The organism is Pseudomonas sp. B21-040, from assembly GCF_024748695.1.
Lineage (GTDB): Bacteria > Pseudomonadota > Gammaproteobacteria > Pseudomonadales > Pseudomonadaceae > Aquipseudomonas.
This window is the reverse complement of record NZ_CP087176.1, coordinates 5,406,846-5,428,084: the sequence shown is the minus strand read 5'-3', so window position 1 is coordinate 5,428,084 and position 21,239 is coordinate 5,406,846. Positions and strand designations below refer to the sequence as shown.

The window sequence follows — 21,239 nt, the reverse complement described above, 5'->3', positions numbered from 1 at the left end:
GATCAATCCAGTAGAGAAAGGGTGACAGGCGTCAGGTGATTGTCTTCGACCCGCACTTGCAGTTCGCCGTCGCCGAGTCTGGCCTTGAGGCGCTGGCCATTGTGGGTTTGCCCGGCGCTGCGGATCGCGTTGCCACGTTCGTCCAGCAAGATGCTGTAACCACGGGCCAGGGTCGCCAACGGGCTGACCACTTGCAGGGTCTGCACCTGACTTTGCAATTGCAGGCGTCGCGACTTGAGGCCTTCGCGTATCGCACGCGGCAGGCGTTCGGCAAGGCTGTCGAGGCGTTGGCGCAGCAGTGCCAGTTGACGCCCCGGATGTTGCCCGGCGAGGCGGGTTTCCAGGCGAATCAAGCGCTCGCGACGGGTGTTGAGGCTGCGTTCGAACGCGCGGCGCATGCGCATGTCCAGGTCGTCCAGACGTTGCGCTTGCTGGCGCAGGCGTTCGCCGGGATGGCGCAAACGGCGGGAGATACCCTCCAGACGCAGGCGGTCGCGCATCAAACGGTCGCGCATACGCATCACCAGTCGGCGATGCAGGCTTTCGACCCGGCGCACCAGATCGTTGGAATCCGGTGCGAGCAGTTCGGCAGCGGCGGAAGGGGTCGGGGCGCGGACGTCGGCCACGAAGTCACTGATCGATACGTCGGTTTCGTGGCCGACGGCACTGACAATAGGCGTGACACAGGCGTCGACGGCACGGGCCACGGCCTCTTCGTTGAAGCACCAGAGGTCTTCCAGCGAACCGCCGCCACGGGCCAGGATCAACGCGTCGAAACCACGGGCATCCGCGAGTTTCAACGCACGGACAATCTGCGCAGTGGCTTCGCGACCTTGCACGGCCGTGGGGATCAGCGTCAGCTGGATCTGCGGTGCGCGGCGACGGAACACGCTGATAATGTCGCGGATCACCGCGCCGGTCGGTGAGCTGATAATGCCGATGCGTTGTGGATGCGCCGGCAGCGGCACTTTGCGCTCGGCGCTGAACAGGCCTTCGGCGCTGAGCTTTTCCTTCAGTGCATCGAACGCCAGGCGCAACGCTCCATCACCTGCCGGCTCCACCGTGTCGAGGATCAACTGATAGTCGCCGCGTCCCTCGAACAATGAAACCTTGCCGCGGACTTTGACCGCCAAGCCATCCTTCAGCGCCTGACGAACCCGGGCCGCGTTCTGGCGAAACAGCGCGCAGCGCACCTGGGCGCCGCTGTCCTTGAGGGTGAAATACACGTGGCCGGACGCCGGGCGGGCGAGGTTGGAGATTTCGCCTTCGACCCAGATATTGCTGAACACGTCTTCAAGCAACACCCGCGCGCGGCCGTTGAGCTGGCTGACAGTCAGGACTTCACGGTCCAGGCCGAGTCTTGCAAAGGGATCTTTAATCATGGGGCGCAGTTTAAAGGCATTCGCACGTGAATCTCTACGTTGACGAAATCCTGTAGCAGCTGGCGAAGCCTGCGTCCGGCTGCGCAGCCGCCGTAAGATCAGACTGCGCGTTGTGTCAGGGCGGATGCGGCGTATGCATTAGCGACTGCTGCGCCCGAGCGCGGACCGGTCGACGCAGGCTTCGCCAGCTGCTACATGGATCGTGTAACGGCTCCGCGACAGGTACAGTCATCAGTGGTAATCAGGGAAGGTATTCAGATGAATGTTTTTGAGATGTTGCATCAATGGCCATTCGGTCCAATGGATTGGCTGGTGATCGGGCTGGGCATCGCCCTGGCCTATATCGTGTTTGGCATCGCTGGCTTCGGCACGGCGTTGGTGGCGGGGCCGATTCTGATTCTGTTCATGCCGCTGTCGAAAATCGTGCCGTTGCTGGTGCTGCTCGATTTTGTCGCGGCGTTCGGCAATCTGCTGCCCTCGCGACGCGATGTGGCGAAGCCCGAGTTGTTGCGGTTGCTGCCGTGCATGGCGGTGGGCTGCACGCTGGGGGTGATCTTTCTGTTGAACCTGAAATCCGACGTGTTGCTGCTGTTGATGGGGCTGTTTATCAGCGCGTACGCGATTTACAGCCTGTGGGTCAAAACCCGGCCGACACAGTTGTCTGCCGGCTGGGCGGTGCCGATGGGCACGGTGGGCGGGATGTTCGGGGCGTTGTTTGGCAGTGGCGGCTTTTTATATGCGATCTATTTGAACAGTCGCCTGCCCAAAGAGGCGGCCCGGGCGACCCAGAGTGCGCTGATCAGTTGCAGCACGGTGGTGCGGTTGAGCCTGTTTGCCATCGCAGGCGTGTATGCCGAGCTACCCTTGTTGGTGTTGGCCCTGTGTTTGTTACCGGCCATGGCCCTGGGGTTATGGATCGGGCGGCGGTTGACCATGAGGTTGTCCCGCGAAGCGTTTGTGCGGCTGGTGACGTGGTTGGTATTGGCCAGCGGGATTGCCTTGATCGGGCGGTACTTGAGTGCTTGACCCGATTTCGTCAGGTATTAAGCTGCCGGCCGTCCTGACGCCTTCGCGGGCAAGCCCGCTCCCACATGATCTTGGTCGTACGCACATTTGTGCTCACCAGAGATCCCTGTGGGAGCGGGCTTGCCCGCGAAGGCGCCAGTACGAATACCGCAGAACATCCATTTGACGCAGCAGGCTTGCACCATGAATTCACAAAGCATCATCGTCCCGAAAATCTCCACGTTGCCGGTGCACGAGCCCCGGGCTCGCGCGGTCGTGCGGTGGCTGGTGCGCAAGAACATCATCAATGAAGAGCTGACCACCTGTGGCCGCACGGGCAATCGCATGGCCCACGCCATCGCCGAAGGTGCGCGCGATGTGGTCCTGCATCCAGAGGCCCTGCCGTTCGGCGAGCCGATCAATGGCCTGGAGATCGTCACCAAGCGCTGCATCTATACACCGGCCAAAGGTTTCCTGGGCGAGGCGGGCTGCGCCGAGTGCCGCAAGGAAGTAGGCGAAGCCTTGTTCGAAAGCCTGGAAGACTGGATGCCGGGCCGCACCGATAACTTCACCTGCCCTGAATGCGGGCATGAAGATGACATCAACGGATTTCTGTTCCTGCAGGAATGCGGCTTTTCCAACCTGGGTTTTATCTTCAACAACTGGGCTGAAGCCGGGTTCAAGCAGAGCTTTATCGACGAGTTTGCCGATTGGCTCGATCAGCCGGTCATCTGGGTGAAAGTCGAACTGTAGGAGCACAGCTTGCTGGCGATGGCGGACTTAAGGACGCCATCGCCAGCAAGCCTTGCTCCTACAGAATTCGGCGTTAAATACCCGTCGATCGACCGTGTCGATAATAGACAGAGTTTTACATTGAACCCGAGGGGTGTCTGACTATAATGGCGCGCTTCCATTTTCCCGCTCGGGAGCCCCCGCGATGCTGCGTATCAGCCAAGAAGCTCTGACATTCGACGACATTCTCCTAGTGCCCGGTTATTCCGAGGTGCTTCCTAACGAAGTCAGTCTCAAGACCCGCCTAACCCGTGGCATCGAGCTGAACATTCCTCTGGTTTCTGCCGCCATGGACACCGTTACTGAAGCCCGTCTGGCAATCGCCATGGCTCAGGAAGGTGGCATCGGCATCATCCACAAGAACATGACCATCGAGCAGCAAGCTGCCGAAGTGCGCAAGGTCAAGCGTTACGAAGCCGGCGTGGTCAAGGACCCGATCACGATCGAGGCGGATGCCACGGTTCGTGAACTGTTCGAACTGACCCGCATGCACAACATCTCTGGCGTTCCGGTACTGCACGATGGCGACCTGGTCGGCATCGTCACTTCCCGTGACGTGCGTTTCGAAAACCGTCTGGACGCCCGTGTCCGTGAAGTGATGACGCCGAAAGAGCGTCTGGTCACGGTCAAGGAAGGCGCCGACAAGAACGACGTTCGCGAGCTGTTGCACAAGCACCGCATCGAACGCGTGCTGATCGTCGACGACAAATTCGCCCTCAAGGGCATGATGACCGTCAACGACATCGAAAAAGCCAAAGCCTACCCGCTGGCCAGCAAGGACGATCAAGGTCGTCTGCGCGTTGGTGCGGCAGTCGGTACCGGTAAAGACACCGGTGATCGCGTCGCTGCCCTGGTCAATGCCGGCGTTGACGTGGTGGTGGTCGACACCGCTCACGGTCACTCCAAAGGCGTGATCGACCGCGTTCGCTGGGTCAAACAGAATTTCCCTGAAGTGCAGGTCATCGGCGGCAACATCGCCACGGGCGCTGCCGCCAAGGCCCTGGCCGAAGCAGGCGCTGACGCAGTCAAGGTCGGTATCGGCCCTGGCTCGATCTGCACCACCCGTATCGTCGCCGGTGTCGGCGTCCCGCAAATCAGTGCCATCGCCAACGTCGCCGCTGCCCTCGAAGGCACTGGCGTTCCGTTGATCGCCGACGGCGGCATCCGTTTCTCCGGTGACCTGTCCAAGGCCATCGTTGCCGGTGCCTCCTGCGTGATGATGGGCTCGATGTTCGCCGGTACTGAAGAAGCACCGGGCGAAATCGAACTGTTCCAGGGTCGTTCGTACAAGGCTTACCGTGGCATGGGCTCGCTGGGCGCCATGTCCCAGGCTCAAGGCTCCTCCGACCGTTACTTCCAGGATTCTTCGGCAGGCGCCGAGAAGCTGGTTCCGGAAGGTATCGAAGGCCGTGTTCCTTACAAGGGCACCCTGAGCGCCATCATCCATCAACTGATGGGCGGCCTGCGTTCCTCGATGGGTTACACCGGCAGTGCCGACATCGAAGAAATGCGCACCAAGCCTGAGTTCGTGCGGATCACCGGCGCTGGCATGGCCGAGTCCCACGTTCACGACGTACAGATCACCAAAGAAGCGCCAAACTACCGCGTAGGTTGAGCCTTCAAGCAAATCGTTAAGCAACCGGGGCTGTTCTATTCAGCCCCGAGTTGTTTCTGAATCACGACTGTTTCTGACTTACTTAGACGAGACTGAATCATGGCCCTCGACATTCACGCTCACCGCATCCTGATCCTCGACTTCGGTTCCCAGTACACCCAGCTGATTGCCCGCCGCGTGCGTGAAATCGGCGTGTACTGCGAACTGCATCCGTTCGACATGGACGACGAAGCGATCCGCGAATTCGCGCCAAAAGGGATCATCCTCGCCGGCGGCCCCGAGTCTGTACACGTTGCCGACAGCCCCCGCGCACCACAAGCCGTCTGGGACCTGGGCGTACCGGTCTTCGGTATCTGCTACGGCATGCAGACCATGGCTGAACAGCTCGGTGGCAAGGTTGAAGGTTCCGAGCTGCGTGAGTTCGGTTATGCCCGTGTCGACGTGGTCGGCAAGAGCCGCCTGCTCGACGGCATCGAAGACCACATCGACGCTGACGGCCTGTTCGGCCTCGACGTCTGGATGAGCCACGGTGACAAGGTCACCAAGATGCCGGAAGACTTCCACATCCTGGCCAGCACCCCGAGCTGCCCGATCGCCGGTATGTTCAGCGACGCGCGCGGTTACTACGGCGTGCAGTTCCACCCGGAAGTGACCCACACCAAACAGGGCGGTCGCATCCTGTCGCGCTTCATCCTCGACATCTGCGGCTGTGAAGCCCTGTGGACGCCGTCGAAAATCGCTGAAGACGCCATCGCTCAGGTGCGTGCCCAGGTCGGTACCGACAACGTACTGCTCGGCCTGTCCGGCGGTGTGGACTCTTCGGTTGTTGCCGCGTTGCTGCACAAAGCCATTGGCGACCAACTGACCTGCGTCTTCGTCGACAACGGCCTGTTGCGTCTGCACGAAGGCGAACAAGTGATGGCCATGTTCGCCGAGAACATGGGCGTCAAAGTGATTCGCGCCAACGCTGAAGATCAGTTCCTGAACAACCTGGCCGGCGAGTCCGACCCGGAGAAGAAGCGCAAGATCATCGGCCGTACCTTCATCGATGTATTCGATGCCCAGTCCAACAAACTGGATAACATCAAGTACCTCGCACAAGGCACTATCTACCCGGACGTGATCGAGTCGGCTGGCGCCAAAAGCGGCAAGGCACACGTCATCAAGTCGCACCACAACGTGGGTGGCTTGCCGGAAGAGATGAACCTCAAGCTGGTTGAACCGCTGCGTGAGCTGTTCAAGGACGAAGTCCGTCGCCTGGGCCTGGAACTCGGCCTGCCGTACGACATGGTCTACCGTCACCCGTTCCCGGGCCCGGGCCTGGGTGTGCGGATCCTCGGTGAAGTGAAGAAGGAATACGCCGACCTGCTGCGTCGCGCCGACCACATCTTCATCGAAGAACTGCGCAAAGCCGACTGGTACCACAAGGTCAGCCAAGCGTTCGTGGTGTTCCAGCCTGTGAAATCGGTTGGCGTGGTTGGCGATGGCCGTCGTTACGCCTGGGTCGTTGCCCTGCGTGCCGTGGAAACCATCGACTTCATGACCGCACGTTGGGCGCACCTGCCTTACGAACTGCTGGAAACCGTCAGCGGCCGGATCATCAACGAAATCGAAGGCATCTCCCGCGTCACTTACGACGTGTCGAGCAAGCCGCCAGCGACGATTGAGTGGGAATGATCCTGCACAAACCTTGAAGGTTTGATCGCTGGATAAAAAAGCCGTGTGAGCGTGAGTTCACACGGCTTTTTTCATGGGGCCGCTTTGTCGTTTGGCGAGCCTGCGTCCCGTCGTCACGGGCGCTTTGCTGTTTCTTTCACAACTGCGGGTGTATCGTATTCGCCTTTTGCGGGCCTTGGGCCTGCCGCTTTTCATGTGAGGTAGTTGAGTTCATGTCGTTTACCCGTCGCCAAATCCTCGGTGGCCTGGCCGGTCTTGTTGTCGTTGGTGTCGGAGCCGGGGGCGCGTCGCGTTACTGGCTGGGCAAGATGGCCGATGCTGACGCGGGCCACGACTATGAGCTGATCGCCGCACCGCTGGACGTTGAGCTGGTGCCGGGGCACAAGACCGAGGCCTGGGCATTTGGACCGTCGGCACCGGGCACTGAATTGCGTGCCCGACAGGGCGACTGGTTGCGGGTGCGGTTTATCAACCACCTGCCCGTCGCGACCACTATTCACTGGCACGGCATCCGCCTGCCGCTGGAGATGGACGGCGTACCTTACGTCTCGCAACTGCCGGTGTTGCCGGGTGAGTATTTCGACTACAAGTTCCGTGTGCCGGACGCCGGCAGCTACTGGTATCACCCGCATGTGAACAGCAGCGAAGAACTCGGCCGCGGGCTGGTCGGTCCGCTGATTATCGAAGAGCGCGAACCCACCGGTTTCAAGTATGAAAAAACCCTCAGCCTAAAGAGCTGGCACGTCGATGAAGAGGGCGCGTTCGTCGCCTTCAGCATCCCTCGTGAAGCGGCGCGTGGCGGCACGGCGGGGCGCTTGTCGACCATCAATGGCGTCTCGCAAGCAGTGATCGACTTGCCGGCCGGGCAGATCACCCGAGTGCGCCTGCTGAACCTCGACAACACGCTGACCTATCGCCTGAACATTCCTGGCGTCGAAGCGCAGATTTACGCACTGGACGGCAACCCGATCGAGCCCCGCCCGTTGGGCAAGGAGTACTGGCTTGGCCCGGGCATGCGTATTTGCCTGGCAATCAAGGCGCCGGCCGCTGGTGAAGAACTGGCCCTGCGCAACGGCCCGGTACGTTTGGGTACGTTCCGTTCGGTGGCCAACACCGACGCGCCGACCCAATGGCCGCCTGCGTTGCCCGCCAACCCGATTGCCGAACCGGACCTGGCCAATGCCGAGAAACTCAACTTCAATTTCGAATGGGTCGGTTCGGTGTCGGTGAACGTCGACAACGGCAAACCGCCGAGCCTGTGGCAGATCAACGGCAAGGCCTGGGACATCACCGACAAAACCTGTGCCGACCGCCCGATTGCCAAGCTTGAAAAGGGCAAGTGCTACATTTTCGAATTCAAGAACATGACCCAGTACCAACACCCGGTTCACTTGCACGGCATGAGTTTCAAAGTCATCGCCTCGAACCGGCACAAGGTCATTCCGTATTTCACCGACACGTATCTGTTGGGCAAGAACGAGCGTGCGCAAGTGGCGTTGGTGGCGGATAACCCCGGCATCTGGATGTTCCACTGCCATGTGATTGATCACATGGAAACCGGCCTGATGGCCGCCATCGAGGTGGCGTGATGCGTCAGATTCGTCCCACCGCCATTATCGACCGCAGCCGGGATCGAGACTTTATGCGCGAAGCGCTGGCCCTGGCGGCCCAAGGTGCCGCGCTTGGCGAAGTGCCGGTGGGCGCGGTGCTGGTGCAGGACGGTGAAGTCATCGGTCGCGGCTTCAATTGCCCGATCAGTGCCAGCGACCCGAGTGCCCATGCTGAAATGGTCGCGATCCGCGCCGCTGCGCAAGCGGTGAACAACTATCGCCTGCCGGGCAGCACGCTGTACGTGACCCTTGAGCCGTGCAGCATGTGCGCCGGGCTGATCGTGCATTCGCGGATTGCGCGGGTGGTGTATGGCGCCCTGGAACCCAAGGCGGGGATTGTGCAGAGCCAGGGGCAGTTCTTTACCCAGGGCTTTTTGAATCACCGGGTGTTGTATGAAGGCGGGGTGTTGGCGGAAGAATGCGGGGCTGTATTGAGCGAGTTCTTCAAGGCCCGCCGCGCGAAACCAGCAGACTAAACACGTAAACCCTGAAACTGTAGGAGCCGAGCTTGCTCGCGATGGCGGCTGTACAGTCAACAATGATGTTGAATGTCAGACCGCTATCGCGAGCAAGCTCGGCTCCTACGGGTTATGCGTTATTTACGGGCGACGATGACCGCACGCATTGGCGCCGGCAGCCCTTCGATCGTCTTGCTGTGATCGTCCGGGTCCAGGAAATCACTCAGCGACTGATACTTCATCCACTCCGTCCCGCGCTGTTCCTCGACCGTGGTCACGCTCACGTCCACACAACGCACATCCGTAAACCCGGCACGGCGCAACCACAACTCCAGCGCCGGCACCGAGGGCAGGAACCAAACGTTACGCATCTGCGCGTAGCGGTCTTCCGGTACCAGCACCTGCTGCTGATCGCCTTCGATCACCAGCGTTTCCAGCACCAGTTCACCGCCCTTGACCAGGCAATCTTTCAGCGCCAGCAAATGCTCGATCGGCGAGCGACGATGGTAGAACACACCCATCGAAAACACCGTGTCGAAGCCTTCCAGCTCCGGCGGCAAGTCTTCGAACGGAAACGGCAGGTGCCAGGCATTCGGCTCGGACAGGTAACGCTGCACGGCCTGGAACTGGCAGAAGAACAGCCAGTTGGGGTCGACACCGATCACGCTGTCGGCACCGGCACCGAGCATGCGCCACATGTAATAACCGTTGCCGCACCCGACATCGAGAATGCGCTTTCCCTTCAAATCCAGATGCGGCGCAACCCGCGACCACTTCCAGTCCGAACGCCATTCGGTGTCGACGTGCACACCAAACAAATCAAACGGCCCTTTGCGCCACGGCGACAACCCCATCAGCGCGGTACGCATCTGCGCGCGTGTTGCATCGTCGCACTCAGTGTCCAGCATTAGGCCATTGAGCAAGTCGACGACCCTCGGCTGGATCTTCGGCAGTGCGTCCAGCGCGCTTTTCCAGCGCTCCAGGTCGCCGTGACCCTTCTCCATTTTCTTGTCGAGTTGTGCTTGCAGGGTGTTGGCCCATTCAGCAAGCGGTGTGCCGGCCAGACGGCGGGCGAGGGGGGACAGATCAATCATGGCAAGGCAATCAACGAGGCAAAGTTAAGACACTGGAACCACGGCATGACTTTCGAGAACCCGGCGGCCAGCAGGCGCTCGCGGTGTTCTTCGAGGCTGTCAGGCTTCATGACGTTTTCGATGGCGCTGCGCTTCTGGGCAATTTCCAATTCGCTGTAACCGTTGGCGCGCTTGAAGGCGACGTGCAGGTCGGTCAGCAGCGCGTGTTCTTGCGGGTCATTGAAGCGCAGCTTCTCCGACAGGATCAGTGCGCCGCCCGGCAGTAACGACTGGCGAATGCGCGAGAGCAACGCGGTGCGCTGCTCCGGAGCGATGAATTGCAGGGTGAAGTTCAGCGCCACCACCGAGGCGGGCTGGAAGTCGAGGGCGAGGATGTCGCCTTCAATCACTTCCACCGGCAACAACTCCTGGAACATCGAGTCCTGGGCGTTGAGGTATTCGCGGCAACGCTCGACCATGGCGGCGGAGTTATCCACAGCGATGACGCGGCAACCGTCGGTGCGCACATGACGGCGCAAGGCCTGGGTCACGGCGCCCAGCGACGAGCCGAGGTCGTAGAGCACGCTGTTGGGCTGGGCGAATTGCGCGGCGAGCACGCCGAGGTTTTCAACGATGGTCGGATAACCCGGCACCGAGCGCTTGATCATGTCCGGGAACACCCGCACCACGTCCTCGTTAAAGGCGAAGTCGGGTACCTGGGCCAAAGGCTGGGCGAAAAGGCGATCGGATTCTTTGCTCACGGCGGTTCCAGCGGCATGGGTGGAAAAGGCCGGCATTTTAGCCAAATTGACGGGGGGATGCGCGGGTTGTCTGATAAACCGCTGGGCAGATCTGGATCTTGTGTTTATAGGGAGATCGCTTTCGCGGGCAAGCCCGCTCCCACAAGTACAGCGCTATCCCTGTGGGAGCGGGCTTGCCCGCGATGGACTCAACGCGGTTTCTGGGTGAACGCCGACGCCGTAATCCCCCATTGCCCCAGCCAGTAGCTGAGGATGATCACGTAAGGCGCCGCATCGAACGGTGCGACAAAGCGGCTGATGCCAATCACGCTGTCGGAGAACACAAACGCCAGCGCGCCTGCCGCCGCCAGCAGCGCCGAGCGTTTCGGCACATCGGAGCCCAGTCGGGCCAGGGCTCGCCAGAGCATTGCGCTGATGGCCAGGCCATAGACAATTACCGGGACCAGCAACGGGCCCAAACCGTGGGAAATCAGAATCCCCAGCAGCACCGCACCCACGGCCAGCGCGATGATCAAGGGCAGCAACGCCAACCGGCGACAATCGCTCAAGTAGGCTTTCAAGTACGCCAGATGCGCGACCAGAAACGCGCCGAGGCCAAACACAAACAAGTCCCCCGGCCACGCCAGCAACACGTCGCCGAGCAGCGAGAAAATCAGGCCAAGGCTGATCCAGCGGCGATAGTCGCTGGGCGGCGCGTCGTGCAGCCAGCCGAGCAGGGCCAGCACCGGCAACGGTTTGACCAGCAGGCAAAGCAACGCGGCATGCACACTCACGCCATACAGAAAGGTCACCGCGCCCATCAACGCCAGAATCAGCCAGCCCATGATCAGTTAACCGAAATCGCGCAATCGAAGGTTTCCACCGGCAACACTTCCGGGGCCCAGGGTTGTTGCGATGTCAGGCGTAAACGCCCGGTGCCGGCGGCGAAGGCCTGAAAGCGCCAGGTCGAAATACCGGCGCTGCCGACGATGCCGGCATCTTCCGGATTGCTGTACACCTCGGGGCTGAGCGCATGCAGCACACCACCGGCCGAATCCTGGATTGCCCAGCGATAACCCGTAGTTGGGTTGCTCGGCAGGGTCAGGATCAGGTTTTGCCCGCTGTTGAGTTTCACCGGGCATTGGCTTTGTTTTTCCACGGTCACGTTCTGTTTCGGCTGCGTGGCGCAGGCGGCCAGCAAGGAAAGGGCGAGGGGGACAAACAAGCGAGTGGGGGACATAAGGTCAGCGGCTCCGGCGTTCACGACGAACGGCGAGCATAACTGAAGATGAGACAAAGTGTGACAGCATGGCGGGAGATGATCGTTCCCACGCTCTGCGTGGGAATGCCGCCCGGGACGCTCCGCGTCCCATCACAAGCGTGACGCGGAGCGTCACAGGATGCATTCCCACGCGGAGCGTGGGAACGATCAGGTTACGAGGTCAGAACAGAATCTTCGCCACATCCGCAAACCGCTTGGCGAAATGCACGGTAATCCCTTCCTTCAGATAATCCGGCAGTTCCTCAAAGCTGCCACGGTTAGGCTCCGGCAGAATCAGTTCGAAAATCTTCTGCCGCCGCGCCGCGATCACCTTCTCGCGCACCCCGCCAATCGGCAGCACATGCCCGGTCAACGTCAGCTCGCCGGTCATGGCCACGCCTTTTTTCGGTGGCTGGTTGCGTGCGAGCGAGAGCAGGGCACTGGCCATGGTCACGCCGGCGCTCGGGCCGTCTTTCGGGGTGGCGCCTTCCGGGACGTGCAAGTGGACGAACGCCTCGTCGAAGAATTTCGGATCACCGCCAAACGACTTCAGATTCGAGCTGACATAGCTGTAGGCGATTTCCGCCGACTCTTTCATCACGTCGCCCAGTTGCCCGGTGAGTTTGAAGCCTCGGTTGAGCGTGTGAATCCGTGTGGCTTCAATCGGCAAGGTCGCGCCGCCCATGCTGGTCCAGGCCAGACCGGTAATAACGCCGGTGCCGGACAGCACTTGCTCGTTGCGGAACACCGGATGACCGAGTGAGGCTTCAAGGTCCTTCGGCGCGATTTTGATCACCGCTTTCGGTTCTTCGATCAACTTCACCACGGCTTTGCGCACCAGTTTGCCCAGTTGTTTTTCCAACTGACGCACCCCGGCTTCACGGGCGTAACCGTCGATCAAGGCTTTGAGGGCGCTGTCGCTGATGCTCAGGCTGCCTTTGGACACTCCGGCCTTTTCCAATTGTTTGGGCCACAGGTGACGCTTGGCGATGGCGATTTTTTCTTCGGTGATGTAACCCGACAGGCGAATCACTTCCATCCGGTCGAGCAATGGGCCGGGGATCGAGTCCAGGGTGTTGGCGGTGCACACGAACAGCACTTTCGACAGGTCCAGACGCAGGTCCAGGTAGTGGTCGAGGAATTCGACGTTCTGTTCCGGGTCCAGCGTTTCCAGGAGCGCCGAGGCCGGGTCGCCCTGGTAGCTTTGGCCCATCTTGTCGATTTCGTCGAGCATGATCACCGGGTTCATCACTTCGACGTCTTTCAACGCCTGGACGAGTTTGCCCGGCTGGGCGCCGATGTAGGTGCGGCGGTGGCCCTTGATCTCGGCTTCGTCGCGCATGCCGCCGAGGCTGAAGCGATAGAACGGCCGGCCAAGGGATTCGGCGATGGACTTGCCGACGCTGGTTTTACCCACGCCGGGCGGGCCGACCAGCAACACGATGGAGCCGCTGATCTCGCCTTTATAAGCACCCACGGCGAGGAATTCGAGAATGCGGTCCTTGATGTCGTCGAGGCCTGCGTGGTGTTTGTCGAGCACTTTGCGCGCGTGTTTGAGGTCGAGTTTGTCCTCGCCGTACACGCCCCACGGCACCGAGGTGGCCCAGTCGAGGTAGTTGCGGGTGACCGCGTACTCGGGCGAGCCGGTCTCAAGGATCGACAGCTTGTTCATTTCCTCTTCGATGCGTTTCTGCGCCTGCGCCGAGAGCACTTTGCCGGTCAGGCGTTGTTCGAACTGCTCGATGTCGGCGCTGCGGTCATCCTTGGTCAGGCCCAGCTCTTGCTGAATGACTTTGAGCTGTTCCTTGAGGAAGAATTCGCGCTGATGCTCGCCGATCTTGCGGTTAACTTCGGCAGAAATCTCTTTTTGCAAGCGCGCGACTTCGACTTCCTTGCGCAGCATCGGCAGGACTTTTTCCATGCGCTTGAGCATCGGTACGCAGTCGAGCACTTCTTGCAGCTCGCTACCAGTAGCCGAAGTCAGGGCGGCGGCGAAGTCGGTCAGGGGCGAGGGGTCGTTGGGGCTGAAGCGGTTGAGGTAGTTTTTCAGCTCTTCGCTGTACAGCGGGTTCAGCGGCAGCAGTTCCTTGATCGCGTTGATCAACGCCATGCCGTAGGCCTTGACCTCATCGGTCGGCTCGGTGGGTTGGTGCGGGTACTCGACTTCCACCAGGTACGGTGGGCGATGGTGTTTGAGCCAGGTTTTGATGCGCACCCGGGTCAGGCCCTGGGCGACGAATTGCAGTTTGCCGTTTTCGCGACTGGCGTGGTGGACCTTGACCAGTGTGCCGTACTCGGGGAGTGCGTCGGTGTTGAAGTGGCGCGGGTCTTCCTGGGGGGCGTCCATGTAGAACAGGGCCAGGGCGTGGTGATCGGCTTTGCTGACCAGGTCCAGTGTTTCAGCCCACGGTTCTTCGTTGACGATGACCGGCAGTACTTGGGCCGGGAAGAAGGGGCGATTGTGGATCGGGATGATGTAGACCTTGTCCGGCAGGTTTTGGCCGGGCAGGGCGAGGCCTTTGCCGGTGGTGTGGTGTTCGATTTGTTCGGCTTCGTCGTACTCGCTTGGGTCTTCGGGGAATTCTTGCTGGTCGCTCATGGGGCACCTGCGCAATGGGGTATGGGTGTTAGATGGGGCAGGTGGGGGGTGGTTTCAATGGCCCCGGATATTTCCAGATGTGTGTTCAGGGGCGGGACAGATTCAGGGATCTTAACGGCAGGCAGTGTGCCGCTCGCTCAAAACAGGTGACGCGCCAGCCGCCTGGGCCCATCGCCCGCTTGATCAAAAATCCATCGTTCTATCCCTGGCACTGTGCGCAGCGCTGCAAATGCTGCCGACTTATGTTGCTCTGTGCATATCACATGCACGTTGGGCCCGGCGTCCACTGTTGCACACACCTCCAAACCCTCACCGCGCAGTTGCCGCACCCGCTCCAGAATCCGCAAGGTTGCCGGTTTCCAATAGAAAATCGGAGGCTGTGAAGTCATGGCAATCATGTGCAACTCCACGGCTTCGCGCTCCACAACAGCGGCCAATGCGTTGAAATCCCGGCTCACAATCGCTTGGCGGACAGTCGCCAGGCGTTCCGGCAGAAGGTCCAGTCGAGTCGGGTAAAAGGGGCTGCTGTTGGCGAGAAGATGACCTTGACGGGAGCTGACAGTTTTAGGTGTGGCGTCGACGATGGCGATCAAGTCATGCAGCGGCCAATGCTGCCCCGCAGCGAGTTGGACCGGCTCGCAGAGCTGCCGGCTATCGCCAGGCCATTGGACAAACCCGCCCAGCACCGAGCGCGCCGCCGAGCCAGAGCCGGACAGGCGCGCCAGTCTGCCGAGATCGGGGCTGTCGAGTGATTGCCCGCAGCGCAGGGCGAATGCCACTGCCAAGGCACTGAAACCCGACGCTGACGAGGCAATGCCCGCACCCGTCGGGAAGTTGTTGGTCGTGGCGATGCGCAGCGGTGTCCAGTCATCGAAGTATTCGCGCAAGGGTTGCAGATGGCGTTCGATTCCAAGGCGCAGTGAGGTTTGTGCCACAACCAATAGGCCGCTGGCGGTTTTCCACATGATTTCATCGGCAGCGCCCTTCGTCCGGGGCGACAACGTGCAGAAGCTGAGGCACTGACTCAGGGTCATGGAGATTGAGGGATTGTTGGGGAGCGTCTGCCGTGCATCGCTCATGCCCCAGTACTTGATGAACGCGATGTTGCTGGGCGAAGAAACGCTGATCCGATTCATTGCACTTGGACCTCCAGGCCGCCCACCGCTAATGGGGCATCGATTCTGCGATAGTGGGCCAGTTCCGGTAGCGCCGGCGCGTCGACCACCAATAGTGCTCCGGCCTGGTCCCCGGAGAGGGCGCCAGCCCCGCAAATTTTTGCTGCACCACCGGCTGCTTCAATGGCGCGGATCACTTGCACAACGGCTTTGGGCACCACGCCCAGACATTCCAGGGCCGCTTCATAGTCGTGTACCAACGCCTTGAGTGTTTCAGGTGCCGGGCTGCGGGACTGCAACAGCGTGCGAAAGCGTTCGGCACAGTTGTGCATGCTTGCCAATAGTGGGTTATCCCGGCCTTCGAGCTGGTGTCGGGTGGCGGCGATGACATGCCCGGTACTCTCGCGAGCGGCTCCGGTGTGGTAGATCTCAATGCCGTGCAATTGCAGATGTACCGTGCTCTCGGGCCACGAAATCATCTTGAACCGGTTTCCCGCTTCGCGGCGTCGTTCGACCATGCCACCCAGCAAGCAAGTGTTGTGATCGATCCCTGACGGCAGCCCATGCTGGTAACGTTCAACGCGCATGGCTAGCGGTTGCAGCGGATGCCGTTGCGGCGACAACTTGAAGAGACGCAACAACGCCGCTGACAAGCTGACCACCAGGGCTGCCGAACTGCCGAAGCCTGCGTCCAGCGGAATGCTCGATTGCACTCGTAGCGTGCAGCCGCGTATGTCTTCTAGCGCCAGTTTGAGCAGAACTTCGCCCACAGCACATTTGACCAAGTGATCAACGTCGTTTCCTCTGACGCCGATAAAGGTGTGTGTCTGGGGATCGTTTCGAAAGCATACCCAGCGTTGGCGCACTTCCCGGACGTAATCGAGCAGGGCGCCCGTGCTGTATTGCCGATGGATTTGCAGCTCGGGTAACTGAATTTCAATCTGATCATCGTCGCGCTCACGCACCTGCACGGTGCAATACAGCCCCAAGGTAGTCGCGAACACCGGGCAACCCTGCAACGCCGCGTGCTCGCCAATCAGAATAATTTTTGCGGGAGCGCGTGCTTGCACAGCAACCGGTGCCATGACTCAACGCCCCCATTGCACATGAGCTTTTACCAAATGATGTGCTGCTTGCGCCGCCATGATGGACAACTCACCCGCCAGCACCAGCGCTCCGATTATTTCTGCCAAACGCAAAGTGTCGACTCCAGGTTTTTTGGCGCCCGGGACAATTCCCATCAACGCCAGTGCTTCGCGTTGAGTGCACAAACCGGTGCCGCCGCCGACAGTCCCCAGTGGTGTGTCGGGCAACAGGATCGAGGCGTAGAGGGCGCCATGCTCGCGCGCTTCGAGGCAGGTAATGCCGCAAGCACTTTCTGCTACTTGAGCGACATCTTGTCCGGTGGCGATAAAGACAGCCGAAAGAATATTGGCGTGATGGGCATTACTGCCCATTGCCCCCGCCATTGCTGAGCCCAACAGGTTTTTGCGGTATTGGACGTCACACAACGAAGCCGAATCGGTTTTCAGGATGTCGTGCAGGATGTCAGCGCTCAGATGGGCTTCGGCAAAAATGCGTTTGCCCCGACCGTTTAGCACGTTAACCATCGCCGGTTTTTTATCGGTGCAGTAATTGCCCGAGATGCTGATGCAGGGTAGGCCGGTAGCGGGGCTGATCAGCTCGGTTATGGCCCGCTCGCAGGCAATGCTTGCCATGTTCATGCCCATGGCATCGGCACTGTGGAAGCGAAAACGCAGGTAGATCGTGGTGCCGACCAATGCGGGCACGATGTCCTGCAATACAAGGTGACGGCTGTTCTCTTCGCAGAGCTGTTTGATTTTGTCGTAGTTGTTTCGGACCCAGGCTACGAAAGCCTGTGACTGTACGATACCGCTGGAGCGAAACACCGGCGCTCGGGTGATGCCCACATCGTCGACGCGCACCACCGCGCCTCCGGCGGCGCGTAACGCGGCGCACCCTCGGGACACGCTGGCGATCAGTGCACCTTCGGTGGTCGCCAGTGGCGCAAAGACCGGTTCCTGGGCGGAAATCGCTTGCCCATTGACCAACAGGGGACCGGCAACGCCCAGCGGTATCTGAATAGCCCCGATGAAGTTCTCGCATTTTGCCGGGCGTGCATCAAACGTGTAATTGCCGATGGTGGTGAGTGAGGCCCCAGTGATCAATTGCAACGCCTCACGCCGAATGAAGGACGCTTGGTTGCGCGACAAGGTTTCAGGTAGTTGGTGCAGGCGGACCTCACCCTTGGCCAAGGCCTCTATCCATTGAGCGTCGAATTGAGAGTGGGACATGAGTCACCCGGCGGGTCATTGAGTGCGCAAGGTGGTGCGCGTCCTGTTGATGATCTGCAGAACTGACCCAGGCAGGTACTGTCATTGTTGACAGTTTTTTATATCGATCGGCGATTGGACGGCACTCGTCGAGGCGTTCCGGACAGACAATTAGCCCACATTGACCAAATGTGGGAGCGTCGCACCTCCGCTCCCACTGGGGATCAACGGTGTTGCGCGGGTTTGGGGAGTTCGAGGTTGTCCATCATTCGGTTCGCCGCCAGTTCGGCCAGCATGACGATTTGCTGAATGGCCATGGCGGTGTTGCGATGCGGGCCTTCCAGGTAGGCGGCAAAATCGCCGGCCATCACGCTGGCCTGGGCCAGGGATTCACAGGTGTGGGCCAAGAGGTCTTCGTCTTTGAGGTCCGGTGCAAGCATGAACATGGTGCTGGGTTTGCGGGTGGGCGGTGATTTCAGGGCTGCGGGGTTTAGGTAGTGATTCAGCGCGCGTTCGGCGGCTTCATTGAGCTTTTTGGAATCGATGGATTCGTAGGGGGAAACATCGTCGGTTTCGGGGGGATTTGGTGTTTCTTTGATCATGGTGAAGCTCCATTCGAAGATAGGGAGTTCGCCACGACTGCGACCAAGCAGTTGGGTGGCAAACCGTACGCAGGTTGGTCGACCAGGGAATGGAATCCGGCAGGGCCGAAGCCCTCCCACGCACAGCTCGCCATGAAGCAAGCACGAAAAGTGCGCCATTCTAAACCTGGGCGACCAAACCCGGTCGCTGAATTTGCAGCGACGCCCAAAGCCTATCGTCCCGGCTTCTGACCCAACAACCGACAGCGCTTGTCGGAAACCGCCGCCAGAGCAGCCACCGCTGTAGGACGTTCGCCGAATTTCCAGACCAACCACAACCCAAATGTGGGAGCGGGCTTGCTCGCGAAGGCTGTTTAACATTCAACATTTTTGTCGACTGACACACCGCTTTCGCGAGCAAGCCCGCTCCCACATTTGATTTGTGTTGTGGTGTAGACCGCGGCTAAAAAAAAGGCGACCCCCTCACAGGAGTCGCCTTCGTTTTAACCGCCGCTAAAACTTATTCCGACAGTTTGTACGCCATCACATAGTCACCTTGCTTGGTGCCCAGCGAACCGTGACCGCCGGCAACGACCAGCACGTATTGCTTGCCGTCCTTGCCGGTGTAGGTCATCGGGGTGGTTTGCGCGCCGGCCGGCAGGCGGCCTTCCCACAGTTGCTTGCCGTTTTTAACGTCGTAGGCGCGCAGGTACTGGTCGAGGGTGCCGCTGAGGAACGCGACGCCACCGGCGGTGGTGAAGGTGCCGCCCAGGCTGGGTACGCCCATGCTCAAGGGGATCGGAACTGGCGAGCTGTCGCGCACGGTGCCGTTCTTGTGCATCCAGATTTTTTCATGGGTGGTCAAATCGACCGCTGCCACGTAGCCCCACGCCGGTGCCTGGCACGGCAGGCCCATTGGCGACAGCAGGGGTTCAAGGACTACGCCGTAAGGCGCACCTTTGTTTGGTTGTACGCCTTCGGTTTCGCTTTTGCGCGGGCCTTGGGCGGCGATTTCCGAAGCCGGGATCAGCTTGGATTTAAAGGCCATCCAGTCCGGGTTCACGAAAAGGATCTGACGCACCGGATCCACTGAGATACCGCCCCAGTCGAACACGCCGAAGTTACCCGGATAAACGATCGAGCCTTGCAGCGATGGTGGGGTGAACGGGCCGTCGTAGCGCAGGGATTTGAAGGTGATCCGGCAGACCAGTTGGTCGAACGGTGTCACACCCCACATGTCGCGTTCTTTCAACGGCGGCGGCATGAAGTTGAGGTCGGACTTGGGTTGGGTCGGCGAGGTGTGATCACCGGCGACAGCGCCTTGCGGCACCGGTACTTCGTTGATCGGCACGATGGCCTTGCCGGTGCTGCGGTCCAGCACGTAGATGCTGCCTTGCTTGGTGGACGCAAGCACCGCTGGCTTCACGCCGTCTGCGGTTTTCAGGTCCATCAGGGTTGGCTGGCCGCCAACGTCCATGTCCCACAGGTCATGGTGGGTGAACTGGAAGTGCCAGCGCACTTTGCCGGTGGCGATGTCCAGGGCGGTCAGGCCGGCGGCGTGCAGTTCCGATTCTGGGGTGCGATCACCACCGTACTGGTCCGGGGTCTGGTTGCCCATTGGCAGGTAGAGCATGCCGAGTTTTTCATCGACCGCGAACATGGACCACATGTTCGGCGAGTTGCGGGTGTAGGTCTGGCCTTCGGCAATCGGCGTGGTGTCGTCCGGCTTGCCGCTGTCCCAGTTCCACACCAGTTTGCCAGTGTGTACGTCGAACGCACGGATCACGCCGCTTGGCTCGTCGGTGGAGACGTTGTCGGTGACGTGGCCGCCAATCACCACCAGGTCTTTAGTGACCGCTGGAGGCGAGGTGGAGTAGTAACCGCCGGCGGTGAAGCCGCCGATGTTGGCGCGCAGGTCAACCTGGCCCTTGTCGCCGAAGTCTTCGCACATCTTGCCGGTGTCGGCGTTCAGGGCGATCAGGCGGGTGTCGGCGGTGGGCAGGAAGATCCGGCGCGGGCAGGCGTTGGCCACGGCTGCGCTGGCGCTGCCGGTCGGGCTCTGCTCGGAGGCGTAGACCGCGTCATCGTGATACGACACGCCACGGCAGGTCATGTGGGCCCAACCCTTGAAGTTCGCCGCGTTTTGCGTGGAGAGCTTCGGATCGAAACGCCAGATTTCCTTGCCGGTGTCCGGGTCCAGCGCGATCACCTGGCTGTGCGGCGTGCACACGTAGAGCATGCCGTTGACTTTCAGCGGGGTGTTTTCAGCGGTGGTCTCACCCGGATCGTTCGGGCCCGGCAGGTCGCCGGTGCGGTAAGTCCACGCCGGGACCAATTTGTGAGCGTTTGCCGGGGTGATCTGTGCCAGGGGCGAGTAACGATCACCGTGAGCGCTGCGGCCGTAGGAATTCCAGTCACCGTCGGGCATGGCCGGTGCGGTGTTGGTCATGCCGGGCACGCTGTCGCGGTCCAGTTGGCCTTTGATTTCACCCGGGTTGGTGAATTGGCTGGCCAATGCGGCCACGCCCGCCACGACCACAGCGACACTCAGGGCGCCGGTGCCCATCGGTGCAGCTCCTTCGCGCAGCAACGGACGACGGAACCATGGCAGCAACATGACCAGGCCCAGTGCAAACAACATCGCCAGGCGCGGCACCAGTTGCCACCAGTCGAGGCCGACTTCCCACAGTGCCCAAACGGTGCTGGCGAACAGCACCAGTGCGTACAGGCCCAGCGCAGCGCGGCGGGCGAGGATCAGCAACACGCCGGTCAGCGTCAGGCCGATACCGGCCAGCAGGTAATACAGCGAGCCGCCGAGCATGCTCAGCTTGATCCCCCCGGCCAGCATGGCCAGGCCCATTAGCAGAAGCAGGATGCCGAGCAGGCTCGGCAACAGACGGCTTCGACTCAAAGCACCATCAGTGCTCATAGTGTGGTTCTCCGTGACGTTTCAAGTAGTCCCGCGCAAGTTCACTGTAGATGACGATCTGGCGTGGGCATGGTTCAGTTATATAAGTGAAACCTGGTTAGCGCTTGT

17 protein-coding genes are annotated in these 21,239 nt (G+C 60.6%); 6 read left to right on the top strand and 11 right to left on the bottom strand.

Features of this window, described 5'->3' with window-relative positions:
• Positions 1-2 precede the first annotated feature (2 nt).
• Positions 3-1,382, bottom strand: a complete 1,380-nt coding sequence (xseA, locus tag LOY55_RS24800; RefSeq protein ID WP_046026610.1) for an exodeoxyribonuclease VII large subunit — start codon at positions 1,380-1,382, stop codon at positions 3-5.
• Positions 1,383-1,640: 258 nt separating this feature from the next.
• On the opposite strand from xseA, the gene LOY55_RS24795 reads away from it, so the two are divergent.
• From LOY55_RS24795 to tadA, 6 genes are all read left to right on the top strand, one after another.
• Entirely contained in the window at positions 1,641-2,408 is a 768-nt protein-coding gene (locus LOY55_RS24795) for a sulfite exporter TauE/SafE family protein (RefSeq protein ID WP_046026609.1), read from the top strand.
• A gap of 183 nt (positions 2,409-2,591) precedes the next feature.
• The gene (locus LOY55_RS24790; protein ID WP_046026608.1) at positions 2,592-3,140 is read left to right on the top strand and encodes a hypothetical protein; all 549 of its coding nucleotides are present in this window, start codon (positions 2,592-2,594) and stop codon (positions 3,138-3,140) included.
• Between the two features lie 184 nt (positions 3,141-3,324).
• On the top strand, positions 3,325-4,794 hold the full coding sequence (guaB, locus tag LOY55_RS24785; protein WP_046026607.1) for an IMP dehydrogenase: 1,470 nt from the start codon (positions 3,325-3,327) through the stop codon (positions 4,792-4,794).
• Positions 4,795-4,893: 99 nt separating this feature from the next.
• Positions 4,894-6,471: a glutamine-hydrolyzing GMP synthase gene (gene guaA / locus LOY55_RS24780; RefSeq protein ID WP_077431317.1), complete on the top strand. Its 1,578-nt coding sequence runs from the start codon at positions 4,894-4,896 to the stop codon at positions 6,469-6,471.
• 212 nt (positions 6,472-6,683) lie between these two features.
• Positions 6,684-8,060: a multicopper oxidase family protein gene (locus LOY55_RS24775; protein ID WP_258667049.1), complete on the top strand. Its 1,377-nt coding sequence runs from the start codon at positions 6,684-6,686 to the stop codon at positions 8,058-8,060.
• On the top strand, positions 8,060-8,557 hold the full coding sequence (gene tadA / locus LOY55_RS24770) for a tRNA adenosine(34) deaminase TadA (protein WP_046026603.1): 498 nt from the start codon (positions 8,060-8,062) through the stop codon (positions 8,555-8,557). The genes LOY55_RS24775 and tadA overlap by 1 nt, the downstream gene beginning before the upstream one ends.
• Before the next feature lie 119 nt (positions 8,558-8,676).
• Here the strand turns inward: tadA and cmoB are convergent, their stop codons facing one another.
• The 10 genes from cmoB to LOY55_RS24720 form a co-directional block, all read right to left on the bottom strand.
• Positions 8,677-9,633, bottom strand: coding sequence for a tRNA 5-methoxyuridine(34)/uridine 5-oxyacetic acid(34) synthase CmoB (gene cmoB / locus LOY55_RS24765; protein WP_223524085.1), 957 nt, complete (start codon positions 9,631-9,633; stop codon positions 8,677-8,679).
• Complete coding sequence (gene cmoA, locus LOY55_RS24760) at positions 9,630-10,409, bottom strand: carboxy-S-adenosyl-L-methionine synthase CmoA (RefSeq protein WP_177412216.1); 780 nt, start codon at positions 10,407-10,409, stop codon at positions 9,630-9,632. Before cmoA ends, cmoB begins: the two co-directional genes overlap by 4 nt.
• Before the next feature lie 152 nt (positions 10,410-10,561).
• On the bottom strand, positions 10,562-11,197 hold the full coding sequence (locus LOY55_RS24755; protein WP_223524088.1) for a lysoplasmalogenase: 636 nt from the start codon (positions 11,195-11,197) through the stop codon (positions 10,562-10,564).
• Positions 11,198-11,199: 2 nt separating this feature from the next.
• Positions 11,200-11,592, bottom strand: a complete 393-nt coding sequence (locus LOY55_RS24750) for a protease inhibitor I42 family protein (protein WP_223524091.1) — start codon at positions 11,590-11,592, stop codon at positions 11,200-11,202.
• Between the two features lie 202 nt (positions 11,593-11,794).
• On the bottom strand, positions 11,795-14,212 hold the full coding sequence (lon, locus tag LOY55_RS24745) for an endopeptidase La (protein WP_223524093.1): 2,418 nt from the start codon (positions 14,210-14,212) through the stop codon (positions 11,795-11,797).
• Positions 14,213-14,349: 137 nt separating this feature from the next.
• Positions 14,350-15,348 (bottom strand): diphosphomevalonate decarboxylase, encoded by a 999-nt coding sequence (gene mvaD, locus LOY55_RS24740; RefSeq protein WP_052961847.1) that lies wholly within the window; start codon positions 15,346-15,348, stop codon positions 14,350-14,352.
• Positions 15,345-16,412 (bottom strand): mevalonate kinase, encoded by a 1,068-nt coding sequence (locus LOY55_RS24735; protein WP_223524095.1) that lies wholly within the window; start codon positions 16,410-16,412, stop codon positions 15,345-15,347. The genes mvaD and LOY55_RS24735 overlap by 4 nt, the downstream gene beginning before the upstream one ends.
• Before the next feature lie 3 nt (positions 16,413-16,415).
• Entirely contained in the window at positions 16,416-17,642 is a 1,227-nt protein-coding gene (locus LOY55_RS24730) for a hydroxymethylglutaryl-CoA reductase (protein ID WP_223524098.1), read from the bottom strand.
• Between the two features lie 203 nt (positions 17,643-17,845).
• Positions 17,846-18,223, bottom strand: a complete 378-nt coding sequence (locus tag LOY55_RS24725; RefSeq protein WP_109784995.1) for a DUF6124 family protein — start codon at positions 18,221-18,223, stop codon at positions 17,846-17,848.
• Between the two features lie 499 nt (positions 18,224-18,722).
• Positions 18,723-21,131: a glucose/quinate/shikimate family membrane-bound PQQ-dependent dehydrogenase gene (locus LOY55_RS24720; protein WP_046026592.1), complete on the bottom strand. Its 2,409-nt coding sequence runs from the start codon at positions 21,129-21,131 to the stop codon at positions 18,723-18,725.
• Positions 21,132-21,239 lie beyond the last annotated feature (108 nt).